General features: G+C 65.7%; 25 protein-coding genes. 4 read left to right on the forward strand and 21 right to left on the reverse strand.

Going from position 1 to position 14,137, the window contains the following annotated elements:
* Positions 1–146 precede the first annotated feature (146 nt).
* The 21 genes from rplO to rpsJ form a co-directional block, all read right to left on the reverse strand.
* A complete protein-coding gene (gene rplO / locus RHCRD62_RS06315; RefSeq protein WP_050063871.1) occupies positions 147–587 on the reverse strand; it encodes a 50S ribosomal protein L15 in 441 nt (146 codons plus the stop codon).
* A 2-nt stretch (positions 588–589) separates the two neighbouring features.
* The gene (gene rpmD / locus RHCRD62_RS06320; RefSeq protein WP_050063872.1) at positions 590–769 is read right to left on the reverse strand and encodes a 50S ribosomal protein L30; all 180 of its coding nucleotides are present in this window, start codon (positions 767–769) and stop codon (positions 590–592) included.
* A complete protein-coding gene (gene rpsE, locus RHCRD62_RS06325; protein WP_050063873.1) occupies positions 769–1,407 on the reverse strand; it encodes a 30S ribosomal protein S5 in 639 nt (212 codons plus the stop codon). The genes rpmD and rpsE overlap by 1 nt, the downstream gene beginning before the upstream one ends.
* 31 nt (positions 1,408–1,438) lie before the next feature.
* On the reverse strand, positions 1,439–1,846 hold the full coding sequence (rplR, locus tag RHCRD62_RS06330) for a 50S ribosomal protein L18 (RefSeq protein WP_050063874.1): 408 nt from the start codon (positions 1,844–1,846) through the stop codon (positions 1,439–1,441).
* Position 1,847: 1 nt separating this feature from the next.
* Positions 1,848–2,387, reverse strand: coding sequence for a 50S ribosomal protein L6 (gene rplF, locus RHCRD62_RS06335; protein ID WP_050063875.1), 540 nt, complete (start codon positions 2,385–2,387; stop codon positions 1,848–1,850).
* A 12-nt stretch (positions 2,388–2,399) separates the two neighbouring features.
* Positions 2,400–2,798 (reverse strand): 30S ribosomal protein S8, encoded by a 399-nt coding sequence (gene rpsH / locus RHCRD62_RS06340; RefSeq protein ID WP_050063876.1) that lies wholly within the window; start codon positions 2,796–2,798, stop codon positions 2,400–2,402.
* Between the two features lie 295 nt (positions 2,799–3,093).
* On the reverse strand, positions 3,094–3,279 hold the full coding sequence (locus tag RHCRD62_RS06345) for a type Z 30S ribosomal protein S14 (protein ID WP_050063877.1): 186 nt from the start codon (positions 3,277–3,279) through the stop codon (positions 3,094–3,096).
* A gap of 2 nt (positions 3,280–3,281) precedes the next feature.
* Positions 3,282–3,848, reverse strand: a complete 567-nt coding sequence (gene rplE / locus RHCRD62_RS06350; protein ID WP_050063878.1) for a 50S ribosomal protein L5 — start codon at positions 3,846–3,848, stop codon at positions 3,282–3,284.
* Position 3,849: 1 nt separating this feature from the next.
* Positions 3,850–4,164, reverse strand: coding sequence for a 50S ribosomal protein L24 (gene rplX / locus RHCRD62_RS06355; RefSeq protein ID WP_050063879.1), 315 nt, complete (start codon positions 4,162–4,164; stop codon positions 3,850–3,852).
* Positions 4,164–4,532 carry a 50S ribosomal protein L14 gene (rplN, locus tag RHCRD62_RS06360; RefSeq protein WP_007531925.1) on the reverse strand — a complete coding sequence of 123 codons (369 nt, stop codon included), beginning with the start codon at positions 4,530–4,532 and terminating at the stop codon, positions 4,164–4,166. The genes rplX and rplN overlap by 1 nt, the downstream gene beginning before the upstream one ends.
* A gap of 232 nt (positions 4,533–4,764) precedes the next feature.
* Positions 4,765–5,046, reverse strand: coding sequence for a 30S ribosomal protein S17 (gene rpsQ / locus RHCRD62_RS06365; RefSeq protein WP_050063880.1), 282 nt, complete (start codon positions 5,044–5,046; stop codon positions 4,765–4,767).
* The gene (gene rpmC / locus RHCRD62_RS06370) at positions 5,043–5,279 is read right to left on the reverse strand and encodes a 50S ribosomal protein L29 (protein ID WP_050063881.1); all 237 of its coding nucleotides are present in this window, start codon (positions 5,277–5,279) and stop codon (positions 5,043–5,045) included. The genes rpsQ and rpmC overlap by 4 nt, the downstream gene beginning before the upstream one ends.
* On the reverse strand, positions 5,279–5,695 hold the full coding sequence (gene rplP, locus RHCRD62_RS06375; protein ID WP_003938085.1) for a 50S ribosomal protein L16: 417 nt from the start codon (positions 5,693–5,695) through the stop codon (positions 5,279–5,281). Before rplP ends, rpmC begins: the two co-directional genes overlap by 1 nt.
* Positions 5,696–5,698: 3 nt before the next feature.
* A complete protein-coding gene (gene rpsC, locus RHCRD62_RS06380; RefSeq protein WP_050063882.1) occupies positions 5,699–6,496 on the reverse strand; it encodes a 30S ribosomal protein S3 in 798 nt (265 codons plus the stop codon).
* Complete coding sequence (gene rplV / locus RHCRD62_RS06385; protein ID WP_050063883.1) at positions 6,496–6,897, reverse strand: 50S ribosomal protein L22; 402 nt, start codon at positions 6,895–6,897, stop codon at positions 6,496–6,498. The genes rpsC and rplV overlap by 1 nt, the downstream gene beginning before the upstream one ends.
* Positions 6,894–7,175, reverse strand: coding sequence for a 30S ribosomal protein S19 (gene rpsS / locus RHCRD62_RS06390; RefSeq protein ID WP_005518370.1), 282 nt, complete (start codon positions 7,173–7,175; stop codon positions 6,894–6,896). The genes rplV and rpsS overlap by 4 nt, the downstream gene beginning before the upstream one ends.
* A 13-nt stretch (positions 7,176–7,188) precedes the next feature.
* Entirely contained in the window at positions 7,189–8,025 is an 837-nt protein-coding gene (gene rplB, locus RHCRD62_RS06395; RefSeq protein WP_050063884.1) for a 50S ribosomal protein L2, read from the reverse strand.
* Between the two features lie 40 nt (positions 8,026–8,065).
* Positions 8,066–8,371, reverse strand: a complete 306-nt coding sequence (gene rplW, locus RHCRD62_RS06400; protein ID WP_007531907.1) for a 50S ribosomal protein L23 — start codon at positions 8,369–8,371, stop codon at positions 8,066–8,068.
* Positions 8,368–9,039, reverse strand: coding sequence for a 50S ribosomal protein L4 (gene rplD, locus RHCRD62_RS06405; RefSeq protein ID WP_050063885.1), 672 nt, complete (start codon positions 9,037–9,039; stop codon positions 8,368–8,370). The genes rplW and rplD overlap by 4 nt, the downstream gene beginning before the upstream one ends.
* A complete protein-coding gene (gene rplC / locus RHCRD62_RS06410; RefSeq protein WP_007531903.1) occupies positions 9,036–9,692 on the reverse strand; it encodes a 50S ribosomal protein L3 in 657 nt (218 codons plus the stop codon). The genes rplD and rplC overlap by 4 nt, the downstream gene beginning before the upstream one ends.
* Positions 9,693–9,712: 20 nt before the next feature.
* Complete coding sequence (gene rpsJ, locus RHCRD62_RS06415) at positions 9,713–10,018, reverse strand: 30S ribosomal protein S10 (RefSeq protein WP_003938093.1); 306 nt, start codon at positions 10,016–10,018, stop codon at positions 9,713–9,715.
* Positions 10,019–10,615: 597 nt separating this feature from the next.
* Here rpsJ and RHCRD62_RS06425 point away from each other — a divergent pair.
* From RHCRD62_RS06425 to RHCRD62_RS06440, 4 genes are all read left to right on the forward strand, one after another.
* Positions 10,616–11,095, forward strand: a complete 480-nt coding sequence (locus RHCRD62_RS06425; RefSeq protein WP_050063887.1) for a hotdog fold domain-containing protein — start codon at positions 10,616–10,618, stop codon at positions 11,093–11,095.
* 269 nt (positions 11,096–11,364) lie between these two features.
* Positions 11,365–12,333, forward strand: coding sequence for a daunorubicin/doxorubicin resistance ABC transporter ATP-binding protein DrrA (locus RHCRD62_RS06430; protein ID WP_050063888.1), 969 nt, complete (start codon positions 11,365–11,367; stop codon positions 12,331–12,333).
* Positions 12,330–13,181, forward strand: coding sequence for an ABC transporter permease (locus RHCRD62_RS06435; RefSeq protein WP_050063889.1), 852 nt, complete (start codon positions 12,330–12,332; stop codon positions 13,179–13,181). Before RHCRD62_RS06430 ends, RHCRD62_RS06435 begins: the two co-directional genes overlap by 4 nt.
* Positions 13,178–14,041 (forward strand): ABC transporter permease, encoded by an 864-nt coding sequence (locus RHCRD62_RS06440; protein ID WP_050063890.1) that lies wholly within the window; start codon positions 13,178–13,180, stop codon positions 14,039–14,041. Before RHCRD62_RS06435 ends, RHCRD62_RS06440 begins: the two co-directional genes overlap by 4 nt.
* Positions 14,042–14,137: the final 96 nt, after the last annotated feature.

Here is a 14,137-nt window from a genome sequence, read left to right on the forward strand (position 1 = left end):
GAACTCTGAAACTCTATCAGTGGCCCCCCGGGCGTCCGCCCGGCAATCCCACAATTGCGGTCACGGACTGGGACAACCGACGGAAACGGCCGCAGCACTGCCCTTTCGGGCGGTGCTGCGGCCGTCACGGTCCAGCTATCGAACGATCACAGCTCGGTGGTGGTCCCACCGGCAGCGGCGATCTTCTCCTTGGCGGAGCCGGTGAACTTGTTCGCGGTCACCTGAACGGCAACCGTGAGCTCTCCGTCACCGAGGATCTTCACGAGCTGGTTCTTGCGAACCAAGCCCTTGGCGACGAGTTCCTCGATGCCGATCTGACCGCCCTCGGGGAAAACCCGAGCGAGATCAGCGACATTGACGACCTGGTACTCGACGCGGTTCGGGTTGGTGAAGCCCTTGAGCTTGGGCAGCCGCATGTGCAGCGGCATCTGCCCGCCCTCGAAGGCGACCGGCACGTTCTTGCGTGCCTTGGTGCCCTTGGTACCGCGACCAGCGGTCTTACCCTTGGAACCTTCACCACGGCCGACACGGGTCTTGTCGGTCTTGGCGCCCGGCGCAGGCCGGAGGTGGTGCAGCTTGATGGTCATGGTTAGACCTCCTCAACTGTGACGAGGTGGCGCACCACGTTGATCAGACCGCGGTTCTGCGCGTTGTCCTCACGGACAACGGTCTGACGGATGCCCTTGAGACCCAGCGTGCGCAGCGAGTCCTTCTGGTTCTGCTTGGTCCCGATGGTGCTCTTGACCTGGGTGACCTTCAGATCGGCCATTACTTCACGCTCCCAGCCTGTGCGCGTGCACGGAGCATGCCTGCCGGGGCGACGTCCTCGATCGGCAGACCGCGACGAGCGGCCACCTCCTCGGGACGCTGGAGGCCCTTGAGCGCGGCAACGGTCGCGTGCACGACGTTGATCGCATTGTCGCTACCGAGCGACTTGGCAAGGATGTCGTGAACGCCCGCGCACTCGAGCACGGCACGCACCGCGCCACCGGCGATGACACCGGTACCGGGGCTTGCCGGACGGAGCATGACGACGCCTGCGGCTGCCTCACCCTGAACCGGGTGGGTGATGGTGCTGCCGATGAGAGGCACGCGGAAGAAGCCCTTGCGAGCCTCCTCGACACCCTTCTGGATGGCCGCGGGAACTTCCTTGGCCTTGCCGTAGCCGACGCCAACGAGTCCGTTGCCGTCGCCCACGATCACGAGGGCGGTGAAGCTGAAGCGACGACCACCCTTCACGACCTTGGACACGCGGTTGATCGCGACCACACGCTCGATGTGGTTCGACTTCTCCGCTGCGTTGTCCCGACGGTTGTCGCGACGGTCGCGACCGCCCCGACCCTCGTTCGCAGGTCCGTTCTGTCCGGCGGGTCCGCTGCCGCCGTCACGCCTCTGACGTCCCGGCATCAGACTGTCCTTCCGTTAGAAATCTTCGTCATCAGAACTTCAACCCGCTTTCGCGAGCGGCATCCGCCAGAGCGGCGATGCGACCGTGGTAGCCGTGGCCACCGTGATCGAAGACCACGGCCTCCACACCGGCTGCCTTGGCGCGCTCGGCGATCAGCTGACCGACCTTCGCGCTCAGGGCCTTCTTGTCGCCCTCCGCGGCACGCAGATCCGCCTCGGTGGTCGACGCCGCGGCCAGGGTGCGGCCTGCGAGGTCGTCCACGAGCTGGACGTGGATGTGCCGGGACGAGCGGTTCACGACGAGGCGCGGACGCTCGGGGGTGCCGGAGATCTTCTTGCGCAGACGGAAGTGACGACGCGTCTTCGAGAGACGACGCGTGGTGGACACGTCCTTGCCGAGCGGAATCCGCTTGGCCTTCTGGTTTGCAGTCTGGCTCATATCACTTACCCGTCTTTCCGACCTTGCGGCGGACCTGTTCGCCTTCGTAGCGAATGCCCTTGCCCTTGTACGGGTCGGACTTGCGCAGGCGGCGGATGTTGGCCGCAATCTGGCCGACCTTCTGCTTGTCGATGCCAGAGACCGAGAACTTCGTCGGCGACTCGACTGCGAACGAGATGCCCTCGGGCGCCTCGATCGGAACCGGGTGGCTGTAGCCGAGCGAGAACTCGAGGTCCTGACCCTTGAGCGCGACGCGGTAACCGACGCCGTGAATCTCCATCTTGGTGGTGTAACCCTGGGTCACACCGGTGATGAGGTTCGCGACGAGGGTGCGAGACAGACCGTGCAGCGCACGGCTGCGACGCTCGTCGTCGGGACGGGTGACCAGCAGGGCACCGTCCTCACCCTTGGCAACGGCGATCGGCTCGGCGAGCGTCAGCGACAACTGACCCTTGGGGCCCTTCACCGCGACGTCCTGGCCGTCTATGGTCACCTCGACACCCGAAGGCACGGTGACCGGAATCTTTCCAATACGCGACATGGTGGTCCTCCCTTACCAGACGTAGGCGAGGACTTCGCCGCCCACGCCCTGCTTGGCCGCCTGACGATCCGTGAGCAGGCCGGAAGACGTGGAGATGATCGCCACGCCGAGGCCGCCGAGAACCTTGGGCAGGTTGGTGGACTTCGCGTACACCCGGAGACCGGGCTTGGAGACACGACGGACGCCGGCGAGGCTGCGCTCACGGCTGGGTCCGTACTTGAGGTCGACGATGAGGGTCTTGCCCACCTCGGCATCCTCGGTGCGGAAATCGGAGATGTAGCCCTCGCGCTTGAGGATCTCGGCGATGTTCGCCTTGATCTTCGAGTGCGGCAACTTCACCTCGTCGTGGTACGCCGAGTTGGCGTTGCGCAGACGCGTCAAGAAGTCTGCGATGGGATCGGTCATGGTCATGGTTCGACCTCGACACCTTTCTCGCTGCGGTTCCCATGCAACACCGGCTGACCGGTCGTGGGCCTACAACAATTCGGCTGGTCCGGGCGACAGTCGCCGACCGGAATGAGTTCGTGCACTCGGCAACGCAGGCACGCAGAGCACCGACGTTGCACAGGCAACCCCACTAGTGTAGGGAAATCCGCTACGCAGGACAAATCGTCCGGATCACATCCGAGACGAACATCACCCCACGACAGCGACAGGGCGCGCACTCCGAGTGGAGTGCGCGCCCTGTCGTGTCAGCGTCGGTGTGTCACCAAGAGCTCTTGTGAACACCCGGCAGCTCGCCCGCGTGCGCCATTTCGCGCAGGCAGACGCGGCACAGACCGAACTTGCGGTAGACCGCGTGCGGCCGACCGCACTTCTGGCAGCGGGTGTACGCGCGAACCGCGAACTTGGGCTTCTTGTTGGCCTTGTTGACCAGTGCCTTCTTCGCCATGCTCAGTTCTCCTTGAACGGGAAGCCGAGGTGCTTGAGCAGGGCACGGCCTTCGTCGTTGTTGGTGGCGGTGGTCACGACGGTGATGTCCATACCGCGCGGGCGGTCGATCTTGTCGACGTCGATCTCGTGGAACATCGACTGCTCGTTCAGACCGAAGGTGTAGTTGCCGTTGCCGTCGAACTGCTTGCCGGACAGGCCACGGAAGTCCCTGATTCGCGGAAGGGCGATCGACACGAGACGGTCGAGGAACTCCCACATGCGGTCGCCACGCAGCGTGACGCGGGCACCGATCGGCATGCCTTCACGGAGCTTGAACTGCGCGATGGACTTGCGGGCCTTGCGGATCTCCGGCTTCTGACCGGTGATCAGCTCGAGGTCCGCGACCGCACCGTTGATCAGCTTCGCGTCGCGGGCGGCGTCGCCGACACCCATGTTGACGACGACCTTGACCACGCCGGGGATCTGCATGACGTTGTCGTACTTGAACTCTGCGTTCAGCGCGTCCTTGATCTCGGCGCGGTAGCGCAGCTTCAGGCGCGGCTGGATCTTGTTCTCAGTGCTCGTCATCTCAGATGTCCTTCCCGTTCTTACGGGAGATCCGAACGCGCTTGCCGTTCTCGTCGGTGCGGTAGCCCACGCGGGTGGGGTTGCCGTCCGAGTCGATGACCGCGACGTTCGACACGTGAATCGGGGCTTCCTGCGTCACGATGCCGCCCGAGGAGGCGCCACGCTGGTTCGCGGAAACCGCGGTGTGCTTCTTGATCCGGTTCACACCTTCGACGAGGACCTTCTCGGTCGCCGGGTAGGCCTGAATGACCTTGCCCTTGGCGCCCTTGTCCTTGCCTGCGATGACCAGAACGGTGTCACCCTTGTGCACCTTCATCACAGCACCTCCGGGGCGAGCGAAACGATCTTCATGAACTTCTTGTCGCGCAGCTCGCGGCCGACGGGTCCGAAGATGCGGGTGCCACGGGGATCGTGGTCCGGCTTGATGAGGACGGCGGCGTTCTCGTCGAACTTGATGTACGAGCCGTCCGGACGGCGGCGCTCCTTGGTGGTGCGCACGACGACGGCCTTGACGACCTCGCCCTTCTTGATGTTTCCACCCGGGATGGCGTCCTTGACGGTGGCGACGATGATGTCACCGATCCCGGCGTAGCGACGAGACGAACCACCGAGAACGCGGATGCAGAGAATCTCCTTGGCACCCGTGTTGTCGGCGACACGCAGTCGCGACTCCTGCTGAATCACTGATGTCTCCTAGACCTGGATTTTCGTACGTAGCGGATACCGACCCGATACGCGCGGTCTGCCGCCGGCCTGCCGAATGCGGACATGCTTCAGGCACAGGCAACCGCTCTAGTGTAGGGAAGTCACCGAAGGAAACCAAATCGTTCCTGGTGAAGGCCCTCCAACGGCGAACAGCCCGCCCCACGTGCTCGGGACGGGCCGTTCGTCGAATCTCGTACTCGGGTCGAAAGGCCTACTTGGCCTTTTCGAGCACCTCGACCAGACGCCAGCGCTTGGTCGCCGACAGCGGTCGGGTCTCCATCAGCTGGACGCGGTCGCCGATGCCGGCGACGCCGTTCTCGTCGTGCGCCTTCACCTTGCTCGTACGGCGGATGATCTTGCCGTACAGCGGGTGCTTCACACGGTCCTCGAGCTCGACGACGATCGTCTTCTCCATCTTGTCGGAGACGACGTAGCCGATGCGGACCTTGCGGGTCCCACGCTCTTCGGTCACTGCGGTGTCCTTCTCACTCATGCCGCGTCACCCGCATCCGGGCCGGCGGCGAGGCCGAGCTCACGCTCGCGCATAACGGTGTAGACGCGCGCGATCTCGTGACGGACGGTGCGCAGCCGACGGTTGTTGTCCAGCTGACCGGTAGCCATCTGGAAGCGAAGGTTGAACAGCTCTTCCTTCGACTCGCGGAGCTTGGTGACCAGCTCCTCCTCGGTGAGCTCGCGGAGTTCGGTGGCGGGGGTTCCAGTAGCCATCAGAACTGCTCCTCCCTCGTGACGATCCGGCACTTGCAGGGGAGCTTGTGCATCGCGCGGCGCAGGGCCTCACGAGCGATCTCCTCGTTGGGGTAGCTCATCTCGAACATGACCCGACCGGGCTTGATGTTCGCGACCCACCACTCCGGCGAACCCTTACCGGAACCCATGCGGGTCTCGGCCGGCTTCTTGGTGAGCGGGCGATCCGGGAAGATGTTGATCCAGATCTTGCCGCCACGCTTGATGTGGCGCGTCATGGCGATACGAGCGGACTCGATCTGACGGTTGGTGATGTAGGCCGGCTCGAGAGCCTGGATGCCGTAGTCACCGAACGTGACCTGGGTGCCACCCTTGGCCGCACCCGAACGGCTCGGGTGGTGCTGCTTGCGGTGCTTGACCCGACGTGGGATCAACATGCGTCAGCCCTCCTGATTCGATTCGGTCGAGGCGGGAGCCTCGGCGGTGGCGGCGCGACCGGCCTCGGTGCTGGTCGCGGTGGTGCCCGAGGCACCGGAACGACGCGGGCGGCTCGGACGCTCACGGCGCGGGCGATCGGCCGGAGCCGCAGCAGCGGTCAGCTCACGCTTGCCGCCGACGATGTCGCCCTTGTAGATCCAGACCTTCACGCCGATACGACCGAAGGTGGTCTTCGCCTCGTACAGGCCGTAGTCGATGTCCGCACGCAGCGTGTGCAGCGGAACCCGACCCTCGCGGTAGAACTCCGAGCGGGACATCTCGGCACCGCCGAGACGACCGGAGCACTGCACGCGGATGCCCTTCACGTTCGGCTGACGCATGGCCGACTGGATGGCCTTGCGCATGGCGCGACGGAAAGCGACACGGTTGCTGAGCTGCTCGGCCACACCCTGTGCGACGAGCTGGGCCTCGGCCTCGGCGTTCTTGACCTCGAGGATGTTCAGCTGGACCTGCTTGCCGGTCAGCTTCTCGAGCTCGGCGCGGATGCGATCGGCCTCGGCGCCGCGGCGACCGATGACGATGCCCGGACGCGCGGTGTGGATGTCGACGCGAACCCGGTCACGGGTGCGCTCGATCTCGACCTTCGCGATACCGGCCCGCTCCATGCCCGTGGCGAGGAGCTTACGGATCGCGACGTCTTCCTTGACGTACTCCGCGTACTGCTTGTCTGCGTACCAGCGGGACTTCCAGTCGGTGGTGATACCCAGGCGGAAGCCGTGCGGGTTGATCTTCTGGCCCACTACTGAGCACTTCCCTTCCGGCGATTGCGGTTCGAGGTGCCGGCCTTGGGCAGGCTCTCCACGATGACCGTGATGTGGCTGGTGCGCTTGCGGATGCGGAACGCACGGCCCTGGGCACGCGGCTGGAAACGCTTGAGGGTGGCACCCTCGTCCACGTACGCGGTGGCGACGACCAGCGTGCTGGGGTCGAGGCCGAGGTTGTTCTCGGCGTTGGCCGCTGCGCTGGCAACGACCTTCGCGACCGGCTCGCTGGCGGCCTGCGGCGCGAACTTCAGGATGTTCAGGGCGTCCTCGACGGAACGTCCACGAACCAGGTCCACGACACGACGCGCCTTCATGGGCGTCACGCGCACGTGGCGCGCAACCGCCTTGGCGGTGGGGTTCTGAGTTTCAGTGCTCATCGACGCTTGCTCTTCCGGTCGTCCTTGATGTGACCCTTGAACGTGCGGGTCGGTGCGAACTCGCCGAGCTTGTGACCGACCATCGAATCGGACACGAACACCGGCACGTGCTTGCGGCCGTCGTGGACCGCGAACGTGTGACCGATGAAGTCCGGGATGATGGTCGAACGACGGGACCAGGTCTTGATGACCTGCTTGGTGCCCTTTTCGTTCTGCACGTCCACCTTCGCGAGGAGGTGGTCGTCGACGAACGGACCCTTCTTAAGACTGCGGGGCATTCTTCACTCCCTCCTAGCGCTTCTTGCCGGTACGCCGGCGGCGGACGATGAGCTTGTCGCTCGGCTTGTTGGGCTTGCGGGTGCGGCCTTCCGGCTTGCCCCACGGGCTGACCGGGTGGCGACCACCGGAGGTCTTGCCCTCGCCACCACCGTGCGGGTGGTCGACCGGGTTCATCACGACACCACGGACGGTCGGGCGCTTGCCCTTCCAGCGCATACGGCCGGCCTTGCCCCAGTTGATGTTCGACTGCTCGGCGTTGCCGACCTCGCCGACCGACGCGCGGCAACGCACGTCGACGCGACGGATCTCACCCGACGGCATACGCAGGGTCGCGTACGGACCCTCCTTGCCGAGGAGCTGGATGCTGGCGCCTGCGGAGCGAGCCATCTTGGCGCCGCCGCCCGGGCGGAGTTCCACCGCGTGGATGGTGGTACCCGTCGGGATGTTGCGCAGCGGCAGGTTGTTGCCGGGCTTGATGTCGGCGCCGACGCCGGACTCGACCCGTGCACCCTGCTTGAGGTCCTTCGGCGCAATGATGTAGCGCTTCTCACCGTCGGCGTAGTGCAGCAGCGCGATGTTCGCGGTGCGGTTGGGGTCGTACTCGATGTGCGCGACCTTGGCCGGCACGCCGTCCTTGTCGTTGCGACGGAAATCGATCAGTCGGTAGGCGCGCTTGTGTCCGCCACCCTTGTGCCGGGTGGTGATGCGACCGTGTGCGTTACGACCACCGCGCCCGTGCAGCGGGCGGATGAGCGACTTCTCGGGCGTCGACCGAGTGATCTCGGCGAAGTCCGAGACGCTCGAGCCGCGACGGCCCGGGGTAGTCGGCTTGTACTTACGGATTGCCATGAGTCTTCTCGTCCTCTATATCTCGTCAAGTCCCGCCCGCTTACGCGACCGGGCCTCCGAAGATCTCGATGGGCTTGCTGTCGGCCGAGATCGTCACGAGCGCGCGCTTGGTGTCCTTGCGCTTGCCGTAGCCGAACCGGGTCCGCTTGCGCTTGCCCTGACGGTTGGCGGTGTTGACGCTGGTCACAGTCACGCCGAAGACCTTCTCGACGGCAATCTTGATCTGCGTCTTGTTCGAGTCCGGGTGCACCAGGAAGGTGTAGGTGCCTTCCTCGATCAGTCCGTAGGACTTCTCGGAGATGACCGGGGCGAGCAGGATGTCGCGGGGATCGGCGATGGTGCTCACTTGCTCTCCTCCTTCTGCGCAGCCTCGGCCGGGCCGTGGATGAACGCGTTGAGCGCCTCGACGCTGAACACGACATCGTCGCTGTTGAGCACGTCGTAGGTGTTCAGCTGGTCGGGTGCGATGGGGTGCACGCCTTCCAGGTTCTGCACGCTCTTCCATGCCGCGATGTCCTCGCGACCGACGACGAGCAGAAGCTTCTTGCGGTCCGAGATCTCACCGAGGAACTTCTTCGCGTTCTTGGTGGACGGGGTCTGCCCGGCAACCAGTTCGGTGATCACGTGGATGCGCTCGTTGCGCGCCCGGTCGGAGAGGGCACCACGGAGAGCGGCGGCCTTCATCTTCTTCGGGGTGCGCTGGCTGTAGTCACGCGGCTTCGGGCCGTGGACGGTGCCACCGCCGGCGAACTGCGGCGCGCGGGTCGAGCCCTGACGAGCCCGGCCGGTGCCCTTCTGGCGGTACGGCTTCTTGCCACCGCCGCGGACCTCGCCGCGGGTCTTGGTGGAGTGCGTGCCCTGACGTGCCGCGGCCAGCTGAGCAACGACGACCTGGTGCATCAGCGCGATGTTGGCCTGTGCGTCGAAGATCTCGGCGGGCAGCGCGACGGTGCCGTTGGTGCCGCCGTCAGCGTTGCGAACGTCGAGGGTGAGCTTGGTTGCGGTCTCGGTCATGCGGACGCACCACCCTTCACTGCGGTCTTGACGATCACGAGGCCGCCCTTGCGGCCGGGGATCGCACCCTTGATCAGAAGCAGACCGGCCTCGGCGTCCACCTTGTGGACGGTGAGGTTCTGCGTGGTCACACGGTCGTTACCCATGCGGCCCGACATGCGCATGCCCTTGAACACGCGGCCGGGGGTGGCGCAGCCACCGATCGAGCCGGGACGACGGTGCACAGCCTGCGCACCGTGCGACGCACCCTGGCCTGCGAAGCCGTGGCGCTTCATGGTGCCCGCGAAGCCCTTGCCCTTGGAGGTGCCGGTGACGTCGACGTAGGCGCCGTCCTCGAACACAGCCGCGGTGAGCTCCTGGCCGACCTCGTACTCGCCGGCGTCGGCGACGCGCAGCTCGACGATGTGGCGACGGGGGGTCACACCGGCCTTGGCGAACTGGCCGGAGGTCGGCTTGTTCACCTTGCGGGGGTCGATCGCGCCGTACGCGAGCTGGACGGCGCTGTAGCCGTCGCGCTCCTCGGTGCGGATCTGGGTGACGACGTTCGGTCCGGCCTTGACGACGGTGACCGGAACGACCCGGTTGTTCTCGTCGAAGACCTGGGTCATTCCGAGCTTGGTGCCCAGGATTCCCGTGATCTTGTTCTCAGTCATTGTTGTTGTCTCCGCCGCGCTCACTGGATGTTGACATCGACGCTCGCCGGCAGGTCGATGCGCATGAGCGCGTCGACCGTCTTGGGCGTCGGGTCGAGGATGTCAATGAGCCGCTTGTGGGTACGCATCTCGAAGTGCTCGCGCGAGTCCTTGTACTTGTGCGGCGAGCGGATGACGCAGTACACGTTCTTTTCGGTCGGCAACGGCACCGGTCCGACCACGCGGGCCCCGGTACGGGTCACCGTCTCGACGATCTTGCGCGCGGACGCGTCGATCGCCTCATGGTCGTAGGCCTTGAGCCTGATGCGGATCTTCTGTCCCGCCACGCTTGTGTCCTCTTCCTTGCCCGATGTGATTAGGCCTTGCGCTCCCCTCGGGGAACGCTTGTCTGCTGTGGTCCCACTCGGAGACCACCCTGTGCACAGTTCCACCCACTACCGGGCGAAGAAGAACGTTGGCGATCGGCGCCAAAGGTCGAAGGACCTGATCCGATGCCGATCGGGAAATCCGATCCGCTGCCGCTGTTCATCTGTCATGGAACTGTCCCCGGTCCACGCGGTCGGGCGTGTCGCCCTCCCGCTCATTCCCCGATTCGTGTTCACACACGAATCGGCCAGCGGAATGTGTACCGAGCCCGCGCTCCGGATGGAGCGCGAATGGATACTGCATTTCCTACCTGTCGACACTGTCGTACTTGTCGACGCTGTCCTACTTGGCCGGACCGGGTGACTGCTCCCTCCGAGCGGGAATCCCCATCTCGGTGGGACGACGCCTGGTCGTCGACCTCTTCAGCCGGACGTAGGCCGCACGCGTGCGTGTCCCCGGTCCAGGCAACCCGACCAGTATGCCGGAGTTCGGCGTGGACTTCAAATCCGAACGGGTCACACCTCGGCAAGTATCTTACTTTCGAGTAAGGTCTGGCCATGTCGACCGTCACCCCGACCTACCGCGCCTGGCAGCGTCTGCCGCACAACGCCCTGGGCTCCGCACTGTTCTCTCTCGGCATGTGCGTACGTGTCCCCTACTTCGCCACCGTCCTCCCCCGCGTGACCGCACTCGAGCCCGGTCGTTGCGAGATCCGGGCACCCAAATGGTGGGGCGTGCGCAACCACCTCGGCACCTTCCACGCGATCGCGGCGTGCAACCTCGCCGAAGCTGCGATGGGCATGCTCGCCGAGGCCACGGTCCCTCCCACCCATCGCTGGATCCCAAAGGCGATGCACACGCAGTACCTGGCGAAGGCGTCGACAGCACTCCACGCGGTCGCGACCCTGCCGACCGTTCCCGACTTCACCGCCGTCACCGAGGGCACCGAGCTCGTCGTGCCCGTCTCGATTCGGGACAGGGACGGCACCGAGGTCGTCCACGCGGACATCACCATCTGGGTCACCCCGGCGTCATGAGATCGCCGACACGGACGACGTCCCGACCACGCCCGGCGTCTCGTCGTGGTGGGCCGACCGTCCGGTTCCGTCGCGTGACGAGGCTCACCGGCGTCCGCGTCTCCTCGACACCGCACGCCCTCGACGTCGCCCCCACCGGCACCGACCGGGACAGATCCATCGGCGTGCAGGCCCCACTCGTTACCGGTTGGCGAACATCGAAAGGACGGGCGAAAATCTGCCTTGCAGGTCAGCCTCGGGGCTCGGCGATGCATGACATACTCGCGTGCATGCCTACACCCCACTCTGCCGTCCTGGTCGAGGGCATCCGCAAGTCCTTCGGTGAAGTTCAGGCGCTCAGGGGGGTCAGCTTCGAGGTGCCGCGCGGCACTGTTCTCGGTGTTCTCGGCCCCAACGGCGCAGGCAAGACCACGACGGTCAACGTGCTGTCGACTCTGCTGCGCCCGGATTCGGGACGCGCTGTCGTCGCCGGCCACGACGTTGTCGAGCAGGCCCCCGCGGTGCGGCGTTCGATCATGATGACGGGTCAGTACGCCGCGCTCGACGAGCAACTGACGGCCCGCGAGAATCTCGTCCTGTTCGGTCGGCTCATGGGCCTGAACCGCCAGTCCGCGAAGGCCCGCGCCGAGGAACTGCTGAGGCAGTTCGACCTCGAGTACGCCGCCGAACGCAAGGTCGCCGGGTACTCCGGTGGTATGCGTCGCCGCGTCGACATCGCCTGCGGCCTCGTCACCCGACCCGAGGTCGTCTTCCTCGACGAGCCGACGACCGGTCTCGACCCCCGCAGCCGTCAGGGCGTGTGGTCGCTCGTCTCCACGCTCAAGGATCAGGGGATCACGATCCTGCTGACCACGCAGTACCTCGAGGAAGCGGACGTCCTCAGCGACAACATCGTCGTCATCGACAAAGGGACCGTCATCGCGGAGGGCACCGCCGATCAGCTCAAGGACCGCACCGGCGGCAGCTACTGCGAGGTGGTTCCGCTCAGACTCGCGGACCTGCCTCGCGTGCACGCGGTGCTGACGAGCCTGGTGCCGCCGGAGTACGTCACCGCCACCGGCCACGACCGGTTGTCGATCCCGGCGCAGTACGGTGCGCAGACGCTCGCGGAGGTCCTGCGCAGACTTGACATCTCCCGGGTCCCGCTGGCCGACATCGCGCTGCGGAGGCCGTCGCTCGACGACGTGTTCCTCGCGTTGACAGGGCAACCCGCCGCCGAAGAGAGCGAAGCGTCGTGACAGCAATCGCGGCAAGTACCGCGAAGACCGAGGACACCCCGCCCGAGCCCCAGTCCCGCGCCGTCGCACGGGTCGGCAGGCACCGCAGGCCCGAACTCTCAGCGACCGGCCAGTGGCTCGCGCTTACCGGTCGGAACATCCGTCGCATGTGGACGAGCGGCCAGTTCTTCATCGCCGTGCTCGCACCCGCGATCTTCACCATCGGCTTCTATCTGCCACTGCGTTTCGTGATGAAGTTCCAGGGCATCGACTACGCGCAGTTCGTCATGGCGATCATCGTGCTGCAGGCGATGGCGTTCACCGCGATCTCGGCAGCGGGCAAGGCGGCGCTCGAGGCCGTCAACGGCATGAATGCCCGGTTCCAGACGATGCCCGTGTTCGCCGGGGTCCCGCTGGCCTCCCGCATGTCGGCGTCCTTCGTGCACTGCTCGATCTCCCTGATCGCCGCGCTCGTGTACGGCCACATCATCGGGTTCCGGTTCAACGGCGGCATCGCGAACTCCGTGCTGTTCGTCGCGATGTCACTCGCGATCGCGATGACGCTGTCACTCGGCGGCGACCTCATCGGCACTCTCAGCCGCAGTCCCGAGATGACCAGCCAGGCGCTGACCATTCCGCAGCTGATCCTCGGCATGTTCTCGGCCGGTTTCGTGCCCGTCGCGCAGTTCCCGACCTGGTCGCAGTGGTTCGTCCGCAACCAGCCGATCTCGCAGTTCTCGATCTCGTTGCGCGCGATCGCGGACGGCACGGCGACGCTGCATCTGATGATGCCCGCGCTGCTGTGGTGTACCGCGCTGTTCCTGATCGTCACCCCGATCACCATCTGGGCGAATGTGAGGCGCCAGTGACCACCGCGCCCACCCACGAGCGGCGCGACGAGGGCGCCCTCACCCGGATCACGTTCCAGGAGACCACCGAGGCCTACCCGGAGGACTCCCGTCAGGCCCTGATCACGCACAGCCTGCTGCAGACCCAACGTCTGCTGACCCGCTGGATGCGCGACCCGTTCACGATGCTGCAGGCCATCGTCTACCCGTCGATCATGCTGCTCATGTTCAACGCGGTGCTCGGCTCGTCGGTCACCCGGGCGACCGGGATCAACAGCGTCTACGGGTACGCCCCGATGATCACGCTGGTCGGGTCGATGTTCGGGTCCATCGCCAGCGGTATGCAGCTGAAGATGGAGTGGCATCGAGGCCTGCTGAGCCGGTTCTGGATCCTGCCCGTGCATCGGGCGTCCGGCCTCATCAGCCGCCTGCTCGCCGAGTCGGTCCGAATCGTGCTCACGACGGTGCTGATCCTCATGGTCGGCATGGTGCTGGGCTTCCGGTTCAACCAGGGCCCGCTCGCCGGCCTCGCACTGATCTGCGTGCCACTGCTCATGGGCCTGGGTTTCGCGACGATGGTGACCGCGCTGTCGGTGAACGCCGCGAAGGCGCCGCTGGTTGAGTTGCTGTCCCTGGCGTGTTCCCTGCTCATGTTCTTCAACTCGGGGTTCGTCCCGACTGCTGCGTACCCGACGTGGCTGCAGGGCTTCGTCGAGAATCAGCCGATGTCCACGGCCATCGACGCGATGAAGGGTCTGAGCCTCGGCGGCCCGGTCGCCGAACCGCTGATCAAGACCGTCCTGTGGTCGGTTGGCGCGATCGCGCTGTTCACCTGGCCCGCGATCCGCGGCTACCGCAAGGCGGCAGGCACCCCGGCCTGACGTCCACGCCGGCACCCCGGTCCGGCGTACGACACCCCGCACACCCCGATACGAGAAGGGCCCCGCCTGCAGGCGGGGCCCTTCTTCGTCCCTCTG

This window comes from Rhodococcus sp. RD6.2 (assembly GCF_001040705.1).
In the GTDB taxonomy this organism is placed as follows: Bacteria; Actinomycetota; Actinomycetes; order Mycobacteriales; family Mycobacteriaceae; genus Rhodococcus_G.

Coding starts and splice junctions, on each gene's coding strand:
- rplO (WP_050063871.1), bottom strand. CDS start 587: ATGACCATCAAGCTGCACCACCTCCGGCCTGCGCCGGGCGCCAAGACC.
- rpmD (WP_050063872.1), bottom strand. CDS start 769: ATGGCCGATCTGAAGGTCACCCAGGTCAAGAGCACCATCGGGACCAAG.
- rpsE (WP_050063873.1), bottom strand. CDS start 1,407: ATGCCGGGACGTCAGAGGCGTGACGGCGGCAGCGGACCCGCCGGACAG.
- rplR (WP_050063874.1), bottom strand. CDS start 1,846: ATGAGCCAGACTGCAAACCAGAAGGCCAAGCGGATTCCGCTCGGCAAG.
- rplF (WP_050063875.1), bottom strand. CDS start 2,387: ATGTCGCGTATTGGAAAGATTCCGGTCACCGTGCCTTCGGGTGTCGAG.
- rpsH (WP_050063876.1), bottom strand. CDS start 2,798: ATGACCATGACCGATCCCATCGCAGACTTCTTGACGCGTCTGCGCAAC.
- RHCRD62_RS06345 (WP_050063877.1), bottom strand. CDS start 3,279: ATGGCGAAGAAGGCACTGGTCAACAAGGCCAACAAGAAGCCCAAGTTC.
- rplE (WP_050063878.1), bottom strand. CDS start 3,848: ATGACGAGCACTGAGAACAAGATCCAGCCGCGCCTGAAGCTGCGCTAC.
- rplX (WP_050063879.1), bottom strand. CDS start 4,164: ATGAAGGTGCACAAGGGTGACACCGTTCTGGTCATCGCAGGCAAGGAC.
- rpsQ (WP_050063880.1), bottom strand. CDS start 5,046: ATGAGTGAGAAGGACACCGCAGTGACCGAAGAGCGTGGGACCCGCAAG.
- rpmC (WP_050063881.1), bottom strand. CDS start 5,279: ATGGCTACTGGAACCCCCGCCACCGAACTCCGCGAGCTCACCGAGGAG.
- rplP (WP_003938085.1), bottom strand. CDS start 5,695: ATGTTGATCCCACGTCGGGTCAAGCACCGCAAGCAGCACCACCCGAGC.
- rplV (WP_050063883.1), bottom strand. CDS start 6,897: ATGAGCACTGAAACTCAGAACCCCACCGCCAAGGCGGTTGCGCGCCAC.
- rpsS (WP_005518370.1), bottom strand. CDS start 7,175: ATGCCCCGCAGTCTTAAGAAGGGTCCGTTCGTCGACGACCACCTCCTC.
- rplB (WP_050063884.1), bottom strand. CDS start 8,025: ATGGCAATCCGTAAGTACAAGCCGACTACCCCGGGCCGTCGCGGCTCG.
- rplD (WP_050063885.1), bottom strand. CDS start 9,039: ATGACCGAGACCGCAACCAAGCTCACCCTCGACGTTCGCAACGCTGAC.
- rplC (WP_007531903.1), bottom strand. CDS start 9,692: ATGACTGAGAACAAGATCACGGGAATCCTGGGCACCAAGCTCGGAATG.
- RHCRD62_RS06425 (WP_050063887.1), top strand. CDS start 10,616: ATGTCGACCGTCACCCCGACCTACCGCGCCTGGCAGCGTCTGCCGCAC.
- RHCRD62_RS06430 (WP_050063888.1), top strand. CDS start 11,365: ATGCCTACACCCCACTCTGCCGTCCTGGTCGAGGGCATCCGCAAGTCC.